The following is a 23,125-nucleotide window of genomic DNA, read 5'->3' as shown; positions in this document are numbered from 1 at the left end:
CAGTACTTGCTGCCGCTTCCGAAACGTCGGACGGATGTGATGCTGCTGTCATGTTCAATTCCATATGTGTGCCAACTTCCTTAATTAGACTGATGAAGTTGTCTCACAACAGTTTGACACAGGGGGGCTGCTGGACAACCTGGAATGGGCGCATGGCTTTTCCAAGCGCTTCGGCATCGTGCATGTGAATTTTGCGACCCAGGAGCGCACGCTCAAGGACAGCGCGTATTTTTACCGCGAGGTGATCGCCACCAATGGCGCTGTGCTCGACGGCGTGCCGGCGCGGCCGTCGCCATGGACTGGCGCGGCGATGTGGACCGAGTGAGGCGTCTGGAGGAGGCCCCATGACCCCTCTACTCGACGATAATGTCACCCGGGAGCTCGTTGCCATGAAAATGGCGAACGCAAAACCGTCTTGCATGTTGCACCACATACGACTGATCCTTGCCGACGATGCTGCGGATTGGGTCATCTTCATGAAGTATTTTCGTCACGCTTTTGATCTGTCGATAAAACAGGTTTCCCCCATTTTAGGATGGCATATGGGGGAACTGGATGACAGTCAGTTGGATAATTTTCTTCTTGCTGAAATATATCCCTCGTAAGAATATCTGGAGCTCTGGTTGGTCTGCCTTGACGGCTTTCGTCGCGCCGGCTGCTTACTCGGGCTTGATCAGATACTCTGTCTGGCAGAAAGAGTATGGCTGAATAAATTCGGGGAAAAATACCAGGTTCTTGCCCTCGACCCAGATCCGGTACGAGCCTTTTTTCAGGTAAAAATCGCAGCGTTCGTCATCGATGTTCAATAGCAGTTTGCTGTCGTCGATCAGGGTTTCGGCGGTTTGCTCGTCGAGTCGGATCAATTCCTTGTTTTTCGTAATGCTGGGCATGATTGTTGCGGAGGGCAACATCTGCTTGAACAAGGCCCGCGCGGGCACCAGCTCGCCGGTCTTGAGCGCAAACACACGCGCTTCCTTTTCTTCGTCGGGCGACCCGGCGCACACGGTCGACTTGGCGAACACGACGCTCAGGTAGGCGTCGGACACGAGTACCTTGTCGAATGCCAATTTGTACCCCCACGGGCGGCCCTGGGCGGCGGCGCCGCACTGCTTGGCCTCGTCGGCGAAACCGGCCGCAGTCGCCTTCAAGATGGCATTGACGTGGACGACGGCTTTGCGGGGCATGCCGGCGACCGCGTCGACCGACACGGTTTGAATCGCCACGCTTGTGGTCGGCGTGCTGTCCGCGACCCGGTAGCCAACCGGCGCGGGCGCCAGTCCACGTGCCTGCGCCTGCAAGATCGGCAGGCACATGCTCGCGCATGCTGCAAAAGCCACTATGTTCATGAACGAAGCTTCCTTATGCGTGGGTAAGTGTTGTCAGATCCTTGCGGTCGTTTTTGCCGGCGACCGCTGGTCCGCTGACGCCGCCTGGAACGCGTAGCAGATCATGGCGCTCAGGGGATGATCGGGCAAGAAGATAATGTACCAGCAGCGGCCATCGGGCGAGGACGCGTTCCATCCCGGGCTCCCGGCTGCGTTTTGCTGGCGCGCCTGCCTCGCACACTATCGGTTACAAGGCGATGTTGTATTTAACTGACACCAAGGGAAATAAAAAATTCTTCTGGCCAATGCTTTTTCGCGATGCCGGTTTGTCTATGTGACTACAACAATTGCCACAAATATATTTATGCAATATGCATGATAAACGGAAATCAATGAATTGAAGAACTTGATATTGCAATTAGAACAATTTCTTTATTGCACATATGTCTGATAAAATGCTCGGCTCGTTACGATTTGTGCAATAGATCAGGCCATGTATGTGGGCTGTGACGCGCCCGCCATGCTGCTTACTCAAACTTCTACCTCGCTCTGTTTTCCGCCGCGCTTGCTCAAGCTGGGCTCCCTGGTGCACGCCGCACTGTTGGTCATGTCGGCCTCGACCGCCTCGGCGCAACAAGTCGCCACGCCGGGCGCGCCTGCGCTCAACCCGCTGGAAGTGGCGCAGGAAGGTATCCGCCGGCAGGAAGAGCGCACGCGCGAGCAGCAACAGCAATTGCAGACCAAGGCCGACCTGCTGCAAGCGGCGCAGCCCGTTGCCGACCTGAGCAAATTGCCGGCCGAGACCCCTTGTTTTTTGATCAAGAGCATTACTGTCGGTAACAAGCAAGAGCTCGGCTCGCTGGCGTCCACGGTCGCCCCTTTCCTCGGCCAGTGCGTCGGCGTGCAGGGCGTGCGCCAGATCGCCGCCGTGCTCGACGCCAAATTGATCGCGCTGGGCTACGTCACCAGCCGTGTCAGCTTGCCGCAGCAAAACCTGAGCGAAGGCAAGCTGGTGTTCGCGCTGCACATCGGCCGCGTGGCCGGCGTGAAGATGGTCCGGGCCGGCGTGCCGGGCGACGTGGCCGACACCGACTGGGGCACCTGGACCAACGCTTTTCCGCTGGCGGCCGGCGACGTGCTCAACATCCGCGACCTGGAGCAGGGCGTCGAGCAGATGAAGCGTTTGCCGAGCCAGGCGGTCACGACCCGCATCGAGCCCGGCATGGAGGCCGACACCAGCGTGGTGCTGGTCGAACGCAATGCGGCGAGCCTGCTCGAACGCACGCGCAGCTCTGTCACCCTGGACAACTCCGGCTCGGAAGCGCTGGGTCGCGCACAGTTGTCCGGATCGCTCTCGCTCGATAACGCCGCCGGCCTGAACGACATCCTTAGCCTGAGCAGCAACATTAACGCCCAGCAGCCAAGGCGCGACCATCGCAGCTACAGCCTGTCGGCCAATTACAGCATTCCATGGGATTACCACAGCTTTTCCGTCTCGCACAGCAGCAGCCGTTTCGCCCAGTTTGTGCAAGGCACGACCGCGCGTTTCTTGTCCAGCGGCAGCAGCAGCACGGCCGAGGCCCGCTGGAGTTACCTCGCATGGCGCAGCGCATCGGCCAAGGCCGGCGTGCACGCGGCCCTGTCGACCCGTCGCGCGCGCAGTTTCCTCGACGATGTGGAGCTGGTGGTGCAGCGCCGCCGCACCAGCAGCGCCCAGGGTGGCGTAACCCTGAAGCAGTACCTCGGCCAGGGTGTGCTCGAGCTCGACCTCGGTTACCGCATGGGCATCGGCCTGGGCAGCGCCGAAGACGATTATCCGAGCGCGGCCGAGGGCGGCCTGACCCTGCGTCCGCGCATCTTTAGTTTTAACGGCTCGTACAGCCGGCCATTCAAGGTGGCCGGGCGCGCAGCGCAGTACAGCGCCAGCGTGCGCCTGCAAAAAACCGGCGACATGACCTTGTCCGCCGACCAGATCAGCATTGGCGGGCGCTACAGCGTGCGCGGCTTCGACGGCGACAGCGTGTTGCTGGCCGAAAGCGGCGCGATCCTGCGCAACGATGTCTCGACCGGCTTGCCCTCCATCGCCGGCATCGACAGCAGCGCCTTCGTGGCGCTCGACGTCGGCAAGGTCTCGGGGCCAAGCGCCGCCGGGCTGGTCGGCGACACCCTGGCCGGCGTCGCCGCCGGCGTGCGCGGCAGGTGGAAGGGGTTGGTGTTCGACGCCAGCCTGGCTATCCCGATCAGTAAACCGGAGCGTTTCAGGACGCGTGCCGTCACCCCATCGGTATCGGTCACGTATTCGCGCTGAGCCCCCCGCAGTTTTATCAGTACCCCCTTTGCAGCACCCGTTTGACGCCGTTCAGGCACCCAAGGACCTATCATGAAATCACCCATCCGCCATCTGTTGAGCAAGCAAACCACCCTGACCGCGGCCGACCGCCTGGTCGCGGAGCAGTTGCTCGAACCGATCGAGAGCGCCTCCGGCACGCGGCGCCCGTGGGCGCGGGTGGTGGCCCAGGTGATGATCGTGTTGCAGATCCTGCAGACGGCCCTGGTGGCGGCACCCGCCAACGCCCAGGTGGTGGCCGCAGGCAACGCCCCGGCCGGGCAAAAACCGCTGGTCGATGCCGCCGCCAATGGCGTGCCGATCGTGCTGATCGCGCCGCCGAGCGCGGCCGGTGTGTCGCACAACCGCTATGACCAGTTTAACGTCGGCAAGCAGGGCTTGATCCTGAACAACAGCCGCGAGGCGACCGGCACCCAGCTGGGCGGCATCGTCAATGGCAACATGCAGCTCGGCACCACCAGCGCGCGCATCATTCTCAACGAAGTCACCTCAAGCAACCCATCGCACCTGAATGGCTATATCGAAGTGGCCGGCCAGCGCGCCGACCTGGTCATCGCCAATCCGAACGGCATCCGTTGCGACGGCTGCGGCTTTCTCAACACCGCAGGGCGCGCCACCCTGAGCACCGGCACGCCGACGTATAACAGCGCCGGCCAACTGGACAGCCTGAACGTGCAGCGTGGCGTGATCAGCATCGGCGCCGGCGGCTTGAACGCGAGCAACATGGAACAGCTCGACTTGCTGGCGCGCGGCATCGTGATCGAAGGCGAAATATCCACCAAGAACCTGCAAGCGGTGCTCGGCGCCAACAAGGTCTTGTATGGCACACTCAAAGCCACCCAGCAAGACGGCAGCGGCAGCGCTCCCAGGTTCGCGATCGATATCGCCGAACTGGGTGGCATGTACGCCAACCAGATTTACTTGGTCGCGACCGACAAGGGCCTTGGCGTCAACAGCGCCGGCCGGATTGCCGCGCTGACCGGCAACCTGACGCTGAGCGCGCAGGGCGATCTGACCCTGAAAGACAATTACAGTAAACAAGACGTCGTCCTCGCCAGCACCGGCAAGGTCAACCTGACCGGCGAGACCAACGCCGGCCGGGACGTGCGCATCGCCGCGCCCGACAGCATTGCCATCGCCAAAGGCGGGGTGCTGCGCGCCGAACAAAGCGTGCTGCTGAGCACCCGCCAGATCGACAACAGCGGCAGCGTGATCCAGAAATCGGCGAGCCAGGCACTGGTGCTGGCGGCCGAACGCATCAACAGCAGCGGCAGCATGTATTCGGCCACCGCCCTGACCCTGCAAGCGACGACCATTGACGGCACCGGCGGCGTGTTGCAGGCCGAGCGCGGCCTGAACGTGACGGCCGACAGCATCGCGGTGGACCGGCAGCAGTGGGCGGCCAACGACGCGGTCACGGTCAAGGCAGGCGCGCTGCGCGCCACCAACGGCGTGCTGTCCGCCGGCAGCGCGCTGTCGCTGGACGCCATGGGCCTGCTCGACGTGCAAGGCAGCAAGCTGAGCGCCACCAAATCGGTCGCACTGCGCGGCCAAGGCGTGCACAGCGCCACCGCCACCGTGACGGCGGCCTCGGTCGTGCTCGATGCGGGCAAGGGCAAGCTGGATAATACCGGCGGTGTCCTGTACGCCTCCGAAGCCATGGACGTGCGCGCGAGCGGCATCGACAATACGCGCGGCAAGATCGTGGCGATCGACAAGCTGGCGCTGAACGCCGGCGGCGGCGCGCTCGACAACACGGGCGGCACGGTGGCATCGAACAAGGCGCTGTTTGCCAACGTGGGCAGCATCCGTAACCGCGACGGCACCGTGTCCACCTCCAGCGACCTGGTATTGGATGGCGCCGTCGACAACAACAAAGGCAAGCTGATCACGACCGGCGCCTTCACCTTTGCCGGCAGCGCGTTCGATAACGCCGGCGGCGCCATCCAGGCCGGCAAAGCGGTCGGCTTGCATGCCAGCGGCATGGTCGACAACGCCGGTGGTGTGATCCAGAGCACCGGCGCAGGCGTCACCATCAAGGCCGATCGTCTCGACAATACCAAGGGCACGCTCGGCGCCGTCGGCGACATTGCCATCGACGCGCAACGCCTGCTCGGCGCCAACGGCGACATGAACGCCGGCGGCAAGCTGGCGCTGGCCGGCACCTCGCTCGACCTGGCTGGCGCCAAACTTTCCAGCGGCGGCACCCTGGCGCTGGCGGCCAGCGACATCGTCGCCACCGCGGCGACCTTGCGAGCCGGCCAGGCCTTGAGCATCAAGGCCAACAACTTGTCCGCCGCCGGCGCGAGCCTGACCTCGGTTGGCACCGTCGACCTGGCCACCAGCGGCGACGCCTCGCTCGACAAGGCGTCGATTGCCGCCAACGGCAACATCAAGCTCGACAGCCGTAACCTGAACGCCCAGCAACTGCGTGTGGAAAGCGGCGCCAATGTGGCCATCAAGGCCGGCCTGGGCGACCTGCGCGACGCCATGCTGTCCGGCGCGCGCGGCTTGACCCTTGATACCGGCAAACTGCTGATGCAGGGCGGCAGCGCCGTTTCCGGCGGCAACCTGAGCATCACCGGCCAGAGCCAGCAGGGCGGCAAACTGTCGGCGGCGGGCGACATCGACATCACCATGGCGCAACGGCTCGACCTTGCCGGCGGCGCCATGCTGGCCGGCGGCGATATTGCCGCACAGGCGCAGGGGATCGTCACCGACAAGGCGCAAGTGGGCGCAAAGCACATTGTGCTCGACGCCGGGCTGGAAAGCCTGAGCAACGTACAGGGGACGGTCGTAGCCGAATCCGGCGGCGCCACAGGCAGGCCGGCGTTGGTGGTGCGCGGCAATGACATCGATAACAGCGGCGGTGCGCTCTCGTCCGACGCGAATGCCGTGTTCGACACGAACAAGCAAGTGTTTAACAATACCGGTGGCAATGTCGTGGTGGCCGGCAATCTGGACTTGCTCTCCGGCGCGCTGAAAAACAGTTTCGGCAGCGTCGCTGTCGGCAACAGCATCGTCATGCGCGACAATGATGTCGACAATACCGACGGCCAGCTACGCTCGGGCAAGGATATCGTCATCGACGCCAGCGGCAGGCGCTTCCTCAACGAGCGCGGCCTGGTCGAGGCGCAGGGCGCGATGACCCTCTCGGCAGCCGAGCTGAATAACAACGGCGGCAGACTGGCGGCCAACCAGGCCCTCACCCTCGCTGCCGGCACCCTGGACAACAGCGGCGGCACCGTGGCGGCGGGCAAGGATTTATCCCTGAGCGTCAGCGGCGCCATGACCAGCACCAATGGCGCCTTGCGCGCCGGCGGCCCGCTCAGCATCAGCGCCGCACGCCTGGACGCGGCCGGAGCGCGGATCTCGTCGCAAGACCGGATCGTGATTGCCGCTGACAATGGTATCAACCTGGACCAGGGCGAGATCAAAGCCGGCGGCGGCATCAACCTGTCCGCCTCTGGCGTGCAGGCGAACCGCGCCAGCATCACCAGCAACGGCGCGATCGCCATCAACGGGCGCGACAACATCAACCTGGGCGGCGCCGACATCAACGCCAATGGTCCGCTGACGATCAAGGCCGGCAACAGCGCCAGCCTGGCGGGCGCGCAGATGGCGAGCAACGCGACGTTGCAGGTCAGCGCCGCCAGCATCGACGCCGGCGCCAGCCGCCTGTCGAGCGCGGGGGACCTGAACCTGCAAGCCGATGACGGCACCATCAAGCTGGCCGACAGCATCGTGACCAGCGGCGCGCGCCTGCGCATCGACGGCGCCGGCATCAACGCCACCAACGCACGCCTGGCGTCGAAGGGCGACATCGTGCTCGATACGCGCGGCGAAGACTACCAGGCCGCAGACAGCGTGCACCGCAGCGAGACGGGCGGCATCACGGTCAAGGCCAACAATATCCTGGCCGGCGGGCATGCGCTGAACCAGGGTTTCATTGCCACCGGCGATATCAGGCTCGATGCGAAAGGCGTGATCGACACGTCCAACAGCAGCGTTTCGTCCGGCAATAACATCGTGCTCAACGCCGGCAAGGGTATCAGCACGGCCGGCGGCGCACTGTCGGCGGGCGGCAGCGCCAGCTTGTCCGGCACGACCATCGACAATGCCCAGGGCGCGATGGCGGCCAACGGCGCACTGCTGGTCGTGGCGCGCGAAGGCGGCATCGACAACACCGGCGGCAGCATTTTGTCGGGTACGCAACTGACGCTGCAAACCCGCACCGGCCTGGACCGCATCGACGGCAAGCCGGTCGCGGCCGGCGGCGCGACCGACCTGAATAACAAGGGCGGTTCGATCGTGGGCGTGGGTGGGGCCGTCATCAACAGCGGCAGCATCGACAATAGCGGCGGCAAGATTGCCAGCGGCAACAACCTGGTGCTCGACCTCGGCAACAGCGACCTGCGCGGCGCCAAGGGCAGCGTGCTCAGCGAAAACGGCTTGACCCTGAACGCGCGCCAGATCGACCTGAGCGGCGCCCAAGTGCGCGCCGGCAAGGGCGTGACCATCTCGGCCGAGCAAATCGCGGCGCAGGGCGCGTCCCTCAGCGCCGCCGGCGGCGACCTGCTGATCGACAGCAAGGGCAGCAGTGTCGACGCCAGCGGTGCGGACATGCTGGCCTCTGGCCTGCTGGACCTGAAAACCGGCGCGCTCAACCTGGGGCTGGCGAAGCTCTCCAGCGGCGCCGGCACCACCATCGCCAGCGCCGCGCTCGACGCGCGCCAGGCAAGCATCCAGGCCGGCGGCGACATCATCATCGGCAGCGCGGCAATCAATGCCCAGGATGGGTCGATCGGCGCCGGCGGCAAGCTGGCGGTGAGCGCGACCTCGATCAAGGGCGGCCAGTATTCGGCGTTCAAGGACCTGTCGGTGGTGAGCACCGGCGGCATCGACCTGGGCAAGAGCGCCTTGCCGGGCGCGCAGGGCGGCGCCTTCTTGACGGACGCGGCGTTGTCGGTCAGCTCGCAGGGCCTGATTCTCGACGGTGGCCGGGCCATCGGCAAGAACGTCACGCTCGACGTCGGCAATGGCGCGCTGAGCAATCGCGGCGGCGTCATTCTCGCCACCGACAGCGCAGCCGGCGCGCCGGCGCTCACGCTGGTCAGCAATGGCCTGGACAGCACGGGCGGCAGCATCGTCAGCAATGGCGACCTGGTCATCAACAGCGGCAGCGGTACGCTGGACAACAGCCAGGGCAACATCGGCGCCCTGCGCAGGCTCGACGTCAAGGCCGGCAATGCCGCTAACGCGGGCGGCAGCATGGTGGCCAATACCGCGCTGAGCATGCAAGTGCAGGCGCTAGACAACCAAGCCGGCAAGATCCAGGCCGGCAGCGGCCTGAACCTCAAGGCGGGCGATATCGATAACCGCGCAGGCACCCTGGCCGGCGCCAGCGGCGTCGAGATCACGGCCGGCAAGGTCGACAGCAGTGGCAAGGCGTTGATCGGCAGTAACAGCAACGTGACCTTGCACACCAAGGGATTGAACAACAACGACAGCCAGGTCACGGCCGGCGGCAAGCTGGCCATCGACGCCGGCCCGGACGGTGCGATCAGCAACGTCAAGGGTCAGATTAACAGCGATGGCGGCATGACCCTGGCCAGCGCGGGCGACCTGGACAACAGCGGCGGCAATATCGCGGCCGGCAAGGACATCGGACTGACTGTCAAAGGCGCGCTGCTCAATCGCGCCGGCGCGATCCAGGCGGGCGGCGACATGCTGCTCTCGGGAACGAAAGGCATCGACAACGATGCCGGCAAGATCGTCGCCAACGGCGCGCTCGGTATCGACGGCGCTGCGCTGAGCACCAAAAAAGGCTTGATCAGCGCGGGCAAGGACTTCACGGTCGATGTGAAGACCCTCGGCGGCGCGCTCGATAACGCGGGCGGCCAGATCCAGGCCAGCGGCAAGGCCAGCATCGCGGCCAAGGGCGTGGGCAACGTGGATGGTATCCTCATCGCCAATCAGGAATTGGTGCTGGACACCGGTAAAGCGCTGCTCGACAACCGCAACGGCATCGTGCAAAGCGCCAAGGCCTCGGTCGCGATCGAGGCCGGCGACATTGCCAGCCAAGGCGCGGACAGCGCCATCGTCGCGGCAACCGACCTGACCATTACCGGCGACAAGATCGACAGCGGCAAAGGGCTGATCAGCGCGGGCAAGGACTTGTCGCTGATCGCCCAAGGCGCGCTGAACAATGCACAGGGCCGCATTACGGCCGGCGCCAACGCGACCGTGCAGGGCAAGGGCATCGACAACAAGGCGGCGCTGATCAGCGCCGGCAAGACGCTGACGGTGCAGGCCGGCAGCGGCGCCCTGGTCAACAGCGGCGGCAACATCCTGGCGGGCGAGACGCTCAAGCTTGGCGCCGCCGGCGTACAGAACCTGGGCGGCACGCTCGCCTCGAACGGCGACCTGAGCCTGGCGACCGAGAACAGCGGCATGCTCGACAACAGCGCCGGCACCATCCGCAGCGCGCAGGGCAGTGTCAGCCTGACGGGCGGCGAGGTGCGCAATGGCGCCACTGGCTCCGGCACACCCGCCGTCGGCGGCCTGATCGCGGCTGAAAAGGATGTGACCATCGTGGCCAACGGCGCCGTGCTCAACCGCGACGGCAGCATCCTGGCGGCCAACAAGCTGAGCATTCAGGCCAGCGGCGCGCTAGATAACAACAATGGCGAACTGACCGGCGCGAACGCGCTGGGCGTGGTCGCCAACGGCATCACGTCGGTGAACGGTTCCATGCTCAGCAACGGCGAACTGACTGCCGACGCAGGCAAGGGCGCCTTCGACAACCGCAAGGGCACTATTTCCGGCGGCGGCAACACCAAGGTCAATGCGGCCGGCAAATTCGACAATACCGGCGGCAAGATCACTAGCGGCGCCAACCTGGTCGCCAGCACCGGCGCCTTCGACAATGTGGGCGGGCTGGTCAGCGCGCAGGGCACTGCCAGCCTCACTACCGCCGCCTTCGACGGCCGCAAGGGCGAGGTTATCGGACAGCAGGCGTTGACGATCAACACCCAGGGTGCGCGTTTCGACGGCTCGGGCGCACGCTTTGCCAGCAATGGCGAGCTCAGTCTGGTCACCGGCGACGCCGTTTTGACCGGCAGCACGATTGCCGCCGGCGACAGTTTCGCTATCCAATCCTCGGGCGCCAACACGCGCCTGGACGCCGACGGCATCAAGATAGCCGTCACCAAGAACATCACGATGACGGGCGCGGACGTGGCCCTGAACGGCAGCAATCTGCAAGCGGGCAACACGATTACCGTGGGCGGCGTCAACGTCGGCCTGAACCAGGCGGTACTGGCGGCCAACACGGCCGTGAACATCAACGGCAGCGATGTGCAGGCCGTTGCCATCGACATCCGCACGCAGGGCGATATTTCGCTTCAAGCGGTCAATACGCTCGACTACCGCTTCGGGCAGTTCGCGGCGGGCAATAACGCCGCCATCTACGGCGGCGGCCTGGTGGCGACCTCCAACGCCAAGCTGGCGGCCGGCAAACGCCTGTCGTTCGGCATGGGCCAGGCGCTCGACTTCAGCACCCTCGACTTTACCTATCAGTTCGGCACCGACCTGCTGGTGCAAGCCATCGGAATTCGTACCGGCGGCGTGGCCATTAGCGGCGACAACCTGTTCTTCAACGCCGGCAGCGGCGTGCTCGACAATACCGCCGGCACCCTGTCGGCCACCGGCGTGATCGAATTCAAGGCGAACGGCATGATCAACAGCGGCGGCCTGATCGCGGCGGACCACCTGGTCTCGCTCGACGCGGGCCCGGGCGCGCTGATCAACGATGGCGGCACCATTGCCAGCGCCGCCGGCAAGATCGGCATCAGCGGCAGCGACCTGCTCAACAAGAACGGCGGCAACATTACCGCCGCCGAGTCGGTGAACGTATCGGTCGTCGGCCTGGCCGACAATTCCGGCGGCAACATCGTGTCCGACGGCGAAGTGAGCCTGTACGGCGGCACCCTGGTCAGCAACAAAGGCAATATCGTCAGCAACAAAGACAAGGTCACCGTCAATGTCCGCACCTTCGATAACGATGGCGGCACGGTCAGCGCCAAAACCGCGCTCGATGTGACCGCCACGCTCGAGGTGAGCAACAAGGGCGGCAGCCTGATCGCGGGCACTGACGCAACCATCATCGCCAAGAATGGCGTGAACAACAACGGTGGCGTGATTGGCGCCGCCGACAAGGTAGTGCTGACCAGCAGCACCGGCACCCTGGTCAACCAGGGCGGCGCGATCCAGAGCGACAAGGCGACCGTCGAGATCGACGCCGCCAAGGGCATCTGGAACCAGAAGGGCGACATTTACGGCCTGACCGGTGTGCAGGCCACGACCGACGCCGACCTGCTGAACATGCAGGGCGGGCGGATCGCCAGCGAAGGCGAGGTCAAGCTGAGCAGCCTGAAGGGCAAGCTGAACAATGCGGACGGCGTGATCAGCTCGGGTACCGACCTGATCGTGGCGGGCAAAGAGGTCAACAATGCCGGCGGCGTGTTGTCGGGGCAAACGTCGACCAAGGTCACCGCCGACAGCGTCAACAACAATGCGGGTGTGATCGAAGCGGGCAAGGGCGGCATCGTCATTAACGCCAAGACCCTCACCAACGATGACAGCGGCGCGCAGCGCGGGATTGTGAGCCAGGGCGACATCGTCATTTCCGGCGGCAGCGTTAAGCAGAACGGCGGCTACATCGGCGCCGACGGCAAGCTGAGCATCGACGGCAGCAGCATCGACAATACCGGCGGCTCGACCATGCTGGCCATGAAGGAGCTGAGCCTGACCGGCTCGGTGGGCATCAACAACCAGGACGGCAAGATCAAGTCGGCGCTCGATACCACGCTCAAGGCACCGGTACTCAATAACATCGGCGGCACGGTCTTTGCGAACAACAACCTGGTGCTTGATGCGGCGGCGATCGACAACAGCAACACCAACAACGGCGCGTTCGACAAGGGCTTGCTGGCATCGAACACCGTGACCGTGAATGCGGCCACGGTGGGCAATGTGAATGGCGCGATTGTCGCGCTGAAGAACCTGAAGGTCACTGGCACGGCCAGCATCGACAACAGCGGCGGGCAGTTGAGTGGAGAAGCGGTCACCATCGACACGGCCGACTTCATCAACACGGGCGGGCGCGCCGATGCGACCACCGTGTTGACGGCGCACATGGCGAAATTCAGCGCCAACGGCGTGATGGCCTCGACCGGCACCCTGAAACTGGCGATGGATGGCGATTACACCAACCTCGGCACGGTGGCGGCCGAGAACAATCTGGAGATTGTTCTCAATAACGGCAAGTACACGAATAAGGGCACGATCAGCGCGGCCAAGGATCTGAGTTTGTCGGCCAATGAGTTGAATAACTACGGTTCGATCAGCGCGACCAATACCACGCTGAACGTCGGTGGCTTTACCAACTACGGCTCGGCGGTGGTCAATTCGATCGGCAATATGACCATCAACGCGACCAATACGGTCAATACCGGACGCATTTATGGCGGTAACGTCGTGATGGGCGGCACGGTGTCGAACGAGGCGAATGCCACTGTCGGCGCGCGCGAGACGCTGACCATGATCGGAATGTTGGTCAACAAGCCGGGCGCGAATGTGATCAGCCTGGGCAATATGCAGTTGGGCAGCGTGGTCAATGCCGGCGCGCGGATTGAATCGGGCGGTAATCTCAATATTTCCGGCATGCTGAAAAACCTGAACTGCGTCAACGGTGGCGGCGGCAATGGACAGGGCGCATCCGACTGCGGTACGTATGGCTTGGAGGGCGGTATTGGATTCCAGGATCAAACGACCGTCGAGGCGGTCAACCGCGTCACGATTACGCCTAAATACACAAACAATGAGTACGACCTCAACCAGTTGTCGTATTACACCGACGATCAGCACTACTATATTCATCCGAGTGCGTTGCACGACAAGATCGAGGACTACACCAAGAAGACAACCGATACCCGGACCACGGTCGCATCGGTGCTGACAAAATCGAATGCGGGTCTGGTGACGGCAGCCGGCAATATTTCGGCGGGGAGTGCCGTCAATATCGATAGCCAGATTGTTGCTGGTGGAAATGTTGGTATTGGCGGTGGTGCGGAAGTTGGCAATGGCGTGGTCAAAACCCCAGGCGATAGCGTCAATATCTCGACCCAGGGAACGAAACAGGTCACTTTTGCAGGTACAAAATACTCAACCACGGTGGAGAGTTCGGGAATCAGTGGTGGCCACAAGCGGAAGTATGGTCCTGAGCAGGTTTTCCAGGATGGCGGGGCAACGACCTCGATCGATGTTGCTGGCGTGCTCTACGATAGTGGTGGAGCGGCACCGGCACCAGCCGCCCCAGCGGATACCGTTATTGCTCCTGCTGAAGCTGCAAAGGTCGTCAGCGTCCTCGGATATGGTGTCAACGGCAATCTTGTCCCGAGTGCTGGTAATACCAAGGCCGGCGATGCGGCTGCCATCAAGACAAGTACCGTGGTCGTCTACCAGACGGGCAGTACGGTAGGCGGCGTCAATGTTGGCGCGGTCAATACCGCCGGTCCTGTGCAGGGCGTCGCCACGCAGGGGGTGACGGCTGGCGGTGCGCCTTCGATCGACACCACGGTCGCCGCGGGCGGCACCCAGGTCGGCCCGCAAGTTGCCGGGACCGGCGGCGGGGCCGCTCCGGTCACCACCGACGCGCAGAAGACAGGCAGTGGCGGCGCAGCGGGCGTCACCCTCGGCACGGGTGCGCAGCCAGTGCTCCAAGGCCAAGTGGCAGGCAACGCCTTACCCGGCAGCGTCATCGCGGGCAATGCACGCGCAGCGCAGCAGACGGCCATCGGCGACCTGACGACCTCGTTCGCCAGGTTTGCCGCCGCCCGTCCCGTGACGGTGGCGGAGAAGACGGTCCCCGGTGCTACCGGCTCCGACCCAACATATATCAACGGCCGCGCCATCGATCCGAAGGTGCCGAACGTCACGCTCACCAGCAACGCGGACTGGAAAGCGCCGACCGGCAATCTGTTTTCGCTGAAACCAGGGGAGGGCGCCGGTTATCTGGTCGAAACCGACCCGCTGTTTGCCGACAAGAACAAATGGACCGGCAGCGATTACTTCCTGACCCAGCTCGGCCTCGATCCGCAGCGCACCCTGAAGCGCTACGGCGACGGCTTCGTGGAACAGCGCGCGTTTGCCGACCAGCTGATGAATATCACTGGCCGCAACAAGCTGTCGGGCTATGAGAACAACGAAAAGGCCTTCACGGCGCTGATGGATGCGGGCGTCGCTTACGCCAAACAGTACCAGTTGACCCCTGGCGTGGCGCTGTCCGAACAGCAGATGGCCCAGCTGACCACCGATATCGTGTGGCTGCAGGAAGAAACTGTCACCCTGCCGGACGGTAGCACCACCATAGCGCTGGTGCCGCAGGTCTACCTGCGCCGTCCGCAACAGGGCGACCTGTCGACCGGCGGCGCGCTGATTGCCGGCGACAACGTCACCATCCGCAACCAGAACGGCAGCATCAGCAACAGCGGCACCGTCCTGGCCGGTTACGCCAACGCGAAGCCGACCGACAAGTACGGAACCGTTACGCTCGACGCCCAGGATGTCACCAATCGCGGCATGGTGGCGGGCAATGTGATCAATATCAAGGCGACCAACGATATCGCCAATATCGGCGGGCGCATTGCAGGCCTGTCCAACAAGGGTGTCGACGGCAGCGCCGCCGATGACAGCCGCGTGACGCTCACTGCCGGCCGCGACATTACCGTGGCCAGCACAACGCAGACGCGCAGCATCGATACCGTCGGCAACAACGGCACCAGCACTTCGAGCCGCACCAACATCGACCGCGTTGCGACGATTGCCGGCGGCAATGTGCTGATTGATGCCAAAGGAAATTTCATGGCCCGCGCTGCGCAGGTCGACGCTGGCGCCAACTTGAGTGTATTGGCCGGCAAGAACATCGATATTGCCGGTGTAGCGGAGAAACACACGCTGTTCGTGCCGCTGGGTGGCAATACCAAGGGGCGGACCGGTTATACCAACGAGGCCAGCGTAACCAACATCGGCAGCACTCTGACTGCCCGGAACGATATCGCCATCAGGGCGGGCGGCGACGCCACGCTCAGCGGCAGCAGGGTTGAAGCGGCCAACGATGTGGGCATCAGCGGCGCCAATGTTGCGATTTCCGCAGTCAAGGACCGCACCTTCATCGATGCGCAAACGGCCAGCCGCAAGCGCTATGACCGCATCATGACGGACGACGAAACGCTGAGCGGCGGACTCGTTCGCGCCAACCAGAACGTTGCCATCAGCGCCACCGGCACGCCCACGGGCGCAGTTGACAAGGACGGCAAGCCGGTTGCCAGGGTCGGCACCGGCAATCTGGTCTTGAACGCAGGCACTGTGTCAGCGCTGGAAGGTACGGTCACGCTGCTGGCCAATAACGATGTGAAGATCCAGACGGTCACGACCCAGCATGACAGCCTGAACGACAGCTACAGCAAGAGCGGCAACATGGTCAAGAGCAAGACGACGACCAGTTCCAGTACAGCGAGCGCGCAGCAGGCGCAGGGCAGCAGTATCGAAGGCAGCAGCATCGCTATCGTTGCCGGCAACGGCAAGGACGCGGTGGGGAACGTGAATGTGATCGGCTCGTCGGTACTTGCCGACAAAAACCTGAGCGTCAAGGCGGGTGCGGACATCAACGTACTGGCGGCGACCAGCACCGGTATCTACAGCGAGGCGACAACGGTCAAGCAGTCGGGCTTGTCGGGCGCGAAGAACGGTATCGGCTTCAGTGCCGGATCGTCGACGGTGAAAACCCGTGAAGACGGCACGCATGTCAGCCAGAGCGACACCGGCAGCGTGCTCAGCTCCACCGGCGGCAACGTGTTCCTGATGGCAGGCAAGAATGCAACCATTGCCGGTAGCGACCTGATCGCAGGACGCCCGGATATCGCTAGCACCACGTTCAACGGGAACATCGATATCACGGCGCAGAACATCGCCATCATTCCCGGCCAGGACAAGGTCCACCAGACCAGTTCGGTCGATACGGCATCGAAGAGCGTCGGCATGGCCCTGGTGGGCACGCCGCTCGATACGATGCGCAACCTGAAGGACATCAAGAAGAACGACAGCAAGTTCGGCCGTGTCAACGGCACGCTGTCCGAACTGGCCGACAGCAGCTTGAGCGCGCCGCAAGTGGCGGTCACTTTCGGCAAGAGCAAGACCAGCAGCAGCACGGTACATGATGCCGAGACCCAGTCCGGGAGCGGCCTGACCGCAAGCGGCAATATTCGTCTCACGGCCACCGGCAACGGTGTGGCGGGGGCGAATGGCAAGCCGCTTGACGGCGACATTCTGGTCAGCGGTTCGACAATCACCGGCGGCGGCATTGTCAAGCTGAGCGCGGAGCGCAACGTGACGGTGGAGGCTTCGACCGACCGCAGCCGCGACAGCAGCGCGGCCACGGCGAACTCGTCGAACTTCAGCCTGGCCGGGCCGAGCCTGGGCGACGTTACGCGTTCGATCAACGGCGGGCCGAACAATGGCGGCGTGACCATGTCGCCTTACAACCAGAAACGCAGCAGCGACAGCGGTGATGAAACGAGCACCAGGCAGAAAGCCAGCCTGATCAACGGCAACAGTGTCGAACTGGTCAGTAACAAGGGCGATATCCTGGTCAAGGGCAGTGGTGTGACGGCCAAAGGCGATATTGCGCTGACCGCAAAGGACGGCAAGATCGACATCGTCAGCGGGCAAGACGGTACCGTGTTGAAGGAAGCGCACAGCACCATGCAGTTGGGCGACCTGGGCGGCAATGGCTCGGCCAACACCGTCGGCGTCAAGCGCAGCAACGACACGCTCGATACGCGCAAGGACCAGCAGAACACCATCCGCAGCGGGATTGCTGCGGGCGGCAACCTGGCCATGACGGCGAAAGACGACGTCGCCGTGCGCGGCAGCGACTTGCGTGCCGAAGGCAACGTGGACATCAAAGGCAAGAACGTCATTTTGGACCCGGGCGTGGATCAGGTCAGCACCAAGGCGGCCAACCAGAGCAGCCAGTTCGGCGTGACGGTGGCGCTGTCCGGGTATGCGATGGACGCGGCCAATGCCATCAAGCAGGCTGCTGCCGCGCACGATCAACAGGGTAACGACAAGATGGCCGGGATTTACGCGCTGAAGGCGGCCCTTACCGTTGCCAACGGCACCGGCATGACTGGCTCGACGCCTGCAGGTGCCAGCGGCACCAGCGCGGGCACCGGTACCGGCACCGGCACCGGCATGGACGGTGTTGTGGCTTTCTCCACGGTGACCCAGACGTCGTCGCCGAGCCAGGCGACCATCAAGGCAACGGTGAGCGTTGGCGGCGGCAGCAGCGACAGCACGACCAATAACAGCGCCTTGCAGAACAAGGGCAGTAGCGTCAGCGCGGGGCAGAACCTGAGCATCACGGCCACCGGCGACGGCAGCAAGGATGCCGATGGCAAGGCCTTGAACGGTGACATTACTGCGCATGGCGCTGTATTGGGCGGCAAAGACGTGACCCTGGATGCGGCGCGCAACATCACGCTGGCCAGCGCGCAGGACACCAGTGCCAACGACAGCAAGAACGCCAGCCATAACGCATCCATTGGCGTCGGCTTCGGGCTAGGCGGCACCCAGAACGGCTTTACGCTGGAGCTGGCGGCCGGGCAGTCGCGTGGCAGTGCCAACGGCAACGCCACGACCAACCAGAATACGAACGTCACGGCAAGCAATGTCCTGACCATCAAGAGCGGCAAGGACACCACCCTGGACGGCGCCCAGGTCAAGGGCGACAAGGTGGTGGCCAATATCGGCGGCGACTTGAACATTGTCAGTGTTCAGGATATCGACAACTACAAGAGCCGCGAGACGAGCAGCGGGGCGAGTGTGAGCATTTGCGTGCCGCCGTTCTGCCTGGGGTCCAGTTCCGGCAGCGTGAACATGGCCAGGTCGACCATCGACAGCACATTCGCGGGCGTGAACCAACAGTCCGGCATTTACGCCGGTACGCAGGGTTTCGACGTGACGGTCAAGAACAATACCGACCTGGTCGGTGGGGTGATTGCCAGTGCCGCCGGCGCCGACAAGAACAAGCTGACCACGGGCACGCTGACGCAGTCGGACCTGAAGAACGCGGCCAGCTACGACAGCGACAGCTTGAATCTGTCGTACAGCAGCGGTGCGAGCGCCGGCAGCACGATCAAGAGCAACATTGCGGGCAACCTGACCCCAGCCCAACGGGACAATGCCGCAAGTACGACGAAGAGCGCCATCGGTGCAGGTACGGTTGTCATTACGGACGACAAGGGTCAGTTGGCCGCGACCGGGAAGAACGCGAGCGATACCGTCGCGGGCCTCAATCGCGACACGGCGAACAGCGCCGGTACCATCAGCAAAATCTTCGATCTGAAGCAACTGCAAAGTGAACGCGAGGTCACCAAGGCGCTGACCGATATGGCGAAGCAAGTTACGCCATTGATTGCGAAGAAGGTGGGCGACATCGGAGCGCAACAGGTTGACGATGCGCAAAAGCTGGCCGGACAGTACTTGCAACAGGCAGACAATGCCACTGCGAACAACGACCCGGTTGCGGCGGCTGCCTTTACAGCCAAGGCCAATGACGCGCTGACAACGGCGGCGAACTGGGGCGACAACGGACTCTATCGTGTCGGCCTGCACACGGCGACCCAGGGAATTGTTGGCGGCATCACGGGTGGAGCCAGCGGTGCGCTAGGCAATGGCGCTGGTGTCATTGGCGGTAACCTGGGCCAGCGTATTGGCGAGGCGAGCGGCGAAGCTGCGGCGGACAAGCTCGGCCTAGTCCTGGGCTCGCCGGAACGGGCTAGCTTTGTGAATGCCTATCAGGAAACTGGCGCGGCGATTGGTGGGGCGCTGGTGGGGGCCGCAGCAGCGGCGGCGAATGGGGCGGATGGCAAGAGCACCCTGCTTGCGGGGCTGCAGGGAGGTTTCACCGCTGAAATAATCGACGTAAATAACAGACAGTTGCACCAAAACGAAATTGATCTTGCGAAGAAATACGCCAAGGCGGTAGCGAAGGCCGGGGGCATTTCCGAGGCAGAGGCACAGGCACGTATCGAGCGTCAGTTGCTTCGCTGGACGAACAATGCGACGAATTTGTACGATGGCGGCCGAATTGATGAGCTGGTCGTCGGCGTCATTGGAAAGAAGGGGCAGGACAGCGCCACAGGAACGAAGTGGGATTACAACAACTACGACAAGACTCACCCGGCCGAGTACTTTAACTCAGCAATTAATGGGCAGAATGTAGTCAAGTACTCGCCTTTGTTCCCCACCATCAATGCTGGCATAACACCAGAACAACGGGATCAGCGAGCGCACGATGGTCAGGTGATGGCTGCCACGGGCGTGGCTTGCATACTGACCCGAGGCGGCTGCTTCCTGATGAACAGCTTCAACGTCGTCGAAGGTACTGTCAAAATCGGCGATGGAGACACAGTTGGTGGCGGGTTGCAGGTGTTCGGTGGTGCCGTCGGCCTGGGTTCTGCACTCTATGCTCCGGTGAAGGCAGCGATGGCCGGGCGGCCAACACAAATGCCGCTACCGTACGCGGCACGAGCTGGGGCATCTGTAGGTGAAGAAATTGTCATGCGTATAGACCCATTGACGGGAAAATACGTTGTGGTTGCGCCAGAGATATTTGTTCCGACTCCAGTTCCGAAACTGTCTGAAGGTCCATTTGCGACATTGCCCGCGCCTGGTAAACCTAACACGCTTGCAGCGGCGCCGGGGCCAGGAAGCAAAATTGTTGAGACGGTCGCAGACGCATGTTGTTGCTTCCCCGCTGGAACCCCTGTTGTTTCAGCGTCTGGAACGGTGCCGATTGAGCAGATCAAGGTCGGCCAACTGGTCTACGCCCGAAATCCCGATACTGGAGCGACTGAGCTCAAGCCAGTGACGCAATTGATGGTGACTAAGGAAAAACCGCTATACAGGCTGGTGACGCAGGACCCGCGTGGCGTTAACGAAAGCATGGACGTTACTGATAATCATCCTTACTGGGTAAAAGGTAAAGGATGGGTTGACGCCATCAATCTCGAACTCGGTATGGAACTCGAAAGTCTTCAGCACGGCAAGCTAACAGTACAGTCGCTAACTACCGTGGGACGTTCTGAAGTAACATATAACTTTACTGTAGCGGATTTCCACACCTATTTTGCGGGGAAACAAAGTGCGTTTGTTCATAATTGTTCGCAAAAATGTGTGGGGGCAAATGGGGGAGCTGTTACTAGCTCGACTGCAAACATGTCGATTCCTGATATTCTGCTGCCTGATGCGCCTGTAGGAAATGGTGCGCGCCCGGCTGGCTCGTCAGGAATTGGGTTTGATGGCTACACGCCACCGGCGAGTGTCACACCTAATGCGCAAGGGACTATGCGATTAGGAAATAGCTCCGTGGATGTTCACTTACTCGATGAGGGTGGCTTGACTCAGGGAAAGAACATTTATGGCACTCATGATATGGCGGCCTTCAAAGATGCCTTGGCCAAGAATGGCGGAACGGAGGTTAGTTCTACGAAGGTTCCCGGTACCGATGGAATTTACGAAGTGAAGTATAATCTTCCTGGGAAAGCCGAGACTACCAAAACTGTATTTGATCCCAAGGCTTATACTCCGTCTGACATGGCAAGCATGGCGCGCTCAGCTAGTCAATCTGCCATTAATCAGGCGACCGTTACAGGTGTGACTGGACCGGTCACGGTGAGGGTTGGGGGGTTAGAATGGAAAGTTATCGTTAGTCCAGGGACAAATGGGGTTCTGAACGTGAAAACAGCCTATCCGATTGGAGGAGCAGTGTGGCCATGAAAACCTACAAATACGCTTATGGAAATGAGAAGCTCCATCAGCTATTAAATTTTTCGCTATCGATTGTGGTGTCGGATGATTTGCATTTCTTTGAGATGCCTGGGATGAATTTGGTGCTGGACCTCCTTTTTAAAAACCGGTCAGCCGGACACCAAGCTTGCGTCGAATTTGATTTCTTGCCAAACGGAAAAGATTTGCCGGTTGACTTTGTGGTTGTCAGCTACCGCGATTGTGAGCCGGGTGATGAGGAGGCTGCGCTGTACACCTATGATGAGTTTGGAAAAGAACTTTACGATGAACTTATGAGGCAGAGCGAAAGTGACCCAACGCGACGAGAAAAAGCAAGCAAGCTCATTCAAAAATTTGAGCTTGGAAAATACGCGAATTGCTGAGGCGAGCGGTGCACAGGATCGGTGCTCATATACGGGCAGCTCGAATTACCGGTAAATCCCGCGTAATCGCCGGTCGCGATGCCGGCAGATGCGCTTTTTTGATGTCAGACCAAGCCGCTCCCGCCCATTTTATAGGCGCTGAACCTGGTTTTGTGCAGTCCGGACGGACTGCGGGCGTCAGAACGCCTCGACCCTGGCCTCCTTCAAGTAGACCAGGCGCCGCAAATTGTAAGCGGCGACCTTCCAATTGAGCTGCAACGTGGCGCGCGCCAGTCCGATCGTGCGCAGGCCCTTGCCGCCCATCTCGGCCAGGCCGGCAAACACATGCTCGATCCGGGCGCGGGTCTTGGCGATGCGCGTATTGCGCCGCTTTTGGGTTTCCGAAATGGGCTTGTCCTTGCTTCCTTTGCGCTGGATATGCATGCGCCAGCCCTGCTGCGTCAACCTGTCCTCGCGCTCGCCATCCACGTAGCCTTTATCTGCCAGGACGTTGCGATTGGTATTTGCCGGGTCGAGGACCGCCTCGAAATGAAGGGTGTCATGCTCGCTGGCAGTGCTGACCTTGATCTTGCGTACCAGCTTGTAGCGTTTGTCTGCGTTGGCTGATACCTTGTAGCCGAAGTAGGACTTGCCATGCTTCTTGGTCCAGCGCGCGTCCATATCTTTCTGCAGGCGCTTCGCAGGCTTCCAGTCGATTGGCATGGCACCTTCTCCAACGAGCGCCTTTTCCTCTTTGCTCATCGATTGCTTCGGCGTCTGCACGATGCTCGCGTCGACCATCTGACCGCCACGCGCAATGTAGCCATGCCTGGAAAGCTGGCGGTTGACGGCGTCAAAGATACTCTCGCCGGCACCGGCCTTGAGGAGGCGCTCCTTGAACGTCCAGATCGTTGTCCGGTCCGGTATCTGACTACTGGAACGCAGTCCGACAAAGCGCTGGAAGCTCAGGCGGTCGAGCAACTGGAATTCCATTTGCTCGTCACTCAGGTTGAACAACTGCTGGATCAGCAGGACGCGAACCATCAGTTCAGTCGGGAATGGAGGACGCCCGCCGCGTTCGCGGCCGGGACGCGGAGCCGCTTCGTCAACCGCATCGGCAAGCGCGATGAAGTCGACATGCTGCTCCATCACCTTGAGCGCATCACCAAGCTTGTTCA

General features: G+C 62.3%; 6 protein-coding genes and 1 pseudogene. 5 read left to right on the top strand and 2 right to left on the bottom strand.

Annotated features, from left to right (window positions below):
- Positions 1-127: 127 nt before the first annotated feature.
- Positions 128-325, top strand: a pseudogene (locus F2P46_RS33990) (family 1 glycosylhydrolase); the annotation flags it as partial.
- A 19-nt stretch (positions 326-344) separates the two neighbouring features.
- Positions 345-605, top strand: coding sequence for a hypothetical protein (locus F2P46_RS33985; RefSeq protein ID WP_166898719.1), 261 nt, complete (start codon positions 345-347; stop codon positions 603-605).
- Positions 606-659: 54 nt separating this feature from the next.
- Here the strand turns inward: F2P46_RS33985 and F2P46_RS33980 are convergent, their stop codons facing one another.
- Positions 660-1,346 (bottom strand): hypothetical protein, encoded by a 687-nt coding sequence (locus F2P46_RS33980; RefSeq protein WP_166898717.1) that lies wholly within the window; start codon positions 1,344-1,346, stop codon positions 660-662.
- A gap of 499 nt (positions 1,347-1,845) precedes the next feature.
- On the opposite strand from F2P46_RS33980, the gene F2P46_RS33975 reads away from it, so the two are divergent.
- The 3 genes from F2P46_RS33975 to F2P46_RS33965 all read left to right on the top strand — a co-directional run bounded on the left by F2P46_RS33975 (position 1,846) and on the right by F2P46_RS33965 (position 21,968).
- Positions 1,846-3,633, top strand: a complete 1,788-nt coding sequence (locus F2P46_RS33975; protein WP_229509569.1) for a ShlB/FhaC/HecB family hemolysin secretion/activation protein — start codon at positions 1,846-1,848, stop codon at positions 3,631-3,633.
- A gap of 72 nt (positions 3,634-3,705) precedes the next feature.
- Positions 3,706-21,576 (top strand): hemagglutinin repeat-containing protein, encoded by a 17,871-nt coding sequence (locus tag F2P46_RS33970; protein ID WP_166898716.1) that lies wholly within the window; start codon positions 3,706-3,708, stop codon positions 21,574-21,576.
- The gene (locus tag F2P46_RS33965) at positions 21,573-21,968 is read left to right on the top strand and encodes a hypothetical protein (protein ID WP_166898715.1); all 396 of its coding nucleotides are present in this window, start codon (positions 21,573-21,575) and stop codon (positions 21,966-21,968) included. Before F2P46_RS33970 ends, F2P46_RS33965 begins: the two co-directional genes overlap by 4 nt.
- A 177-nt stretch (positions 21,969-22,145) precedes the next feature.
- Here F2P46_RS33965 and F2P46_RS33960 read toward each other — a convergent pair.
- A partial coding sequence (locus F2P46_RS33960) for an IS5 family transposase (RefSeq protein ID WP_208296889.1) occupies positions 22,146-23,125 on the bottom strand: 980 nt, incomplete at its 5' end.

Origin of the sequence: Massilia sp. CCM 8734 (assembly GCF_011682155.1) — a bacterium.
Taxonomy (GTDB): Bacteria; Pseudomonadota; Gammaproteobacteria; order Burkholderiales; family Burkholderiaceae_D; genus Telluria_A; species Telluria_A rubra.
The sequence above is the reverse complement of the archived record's forward strand: the minus strand, read 5'-3'. Positions and strand labels throughout refer to the sequence as shown.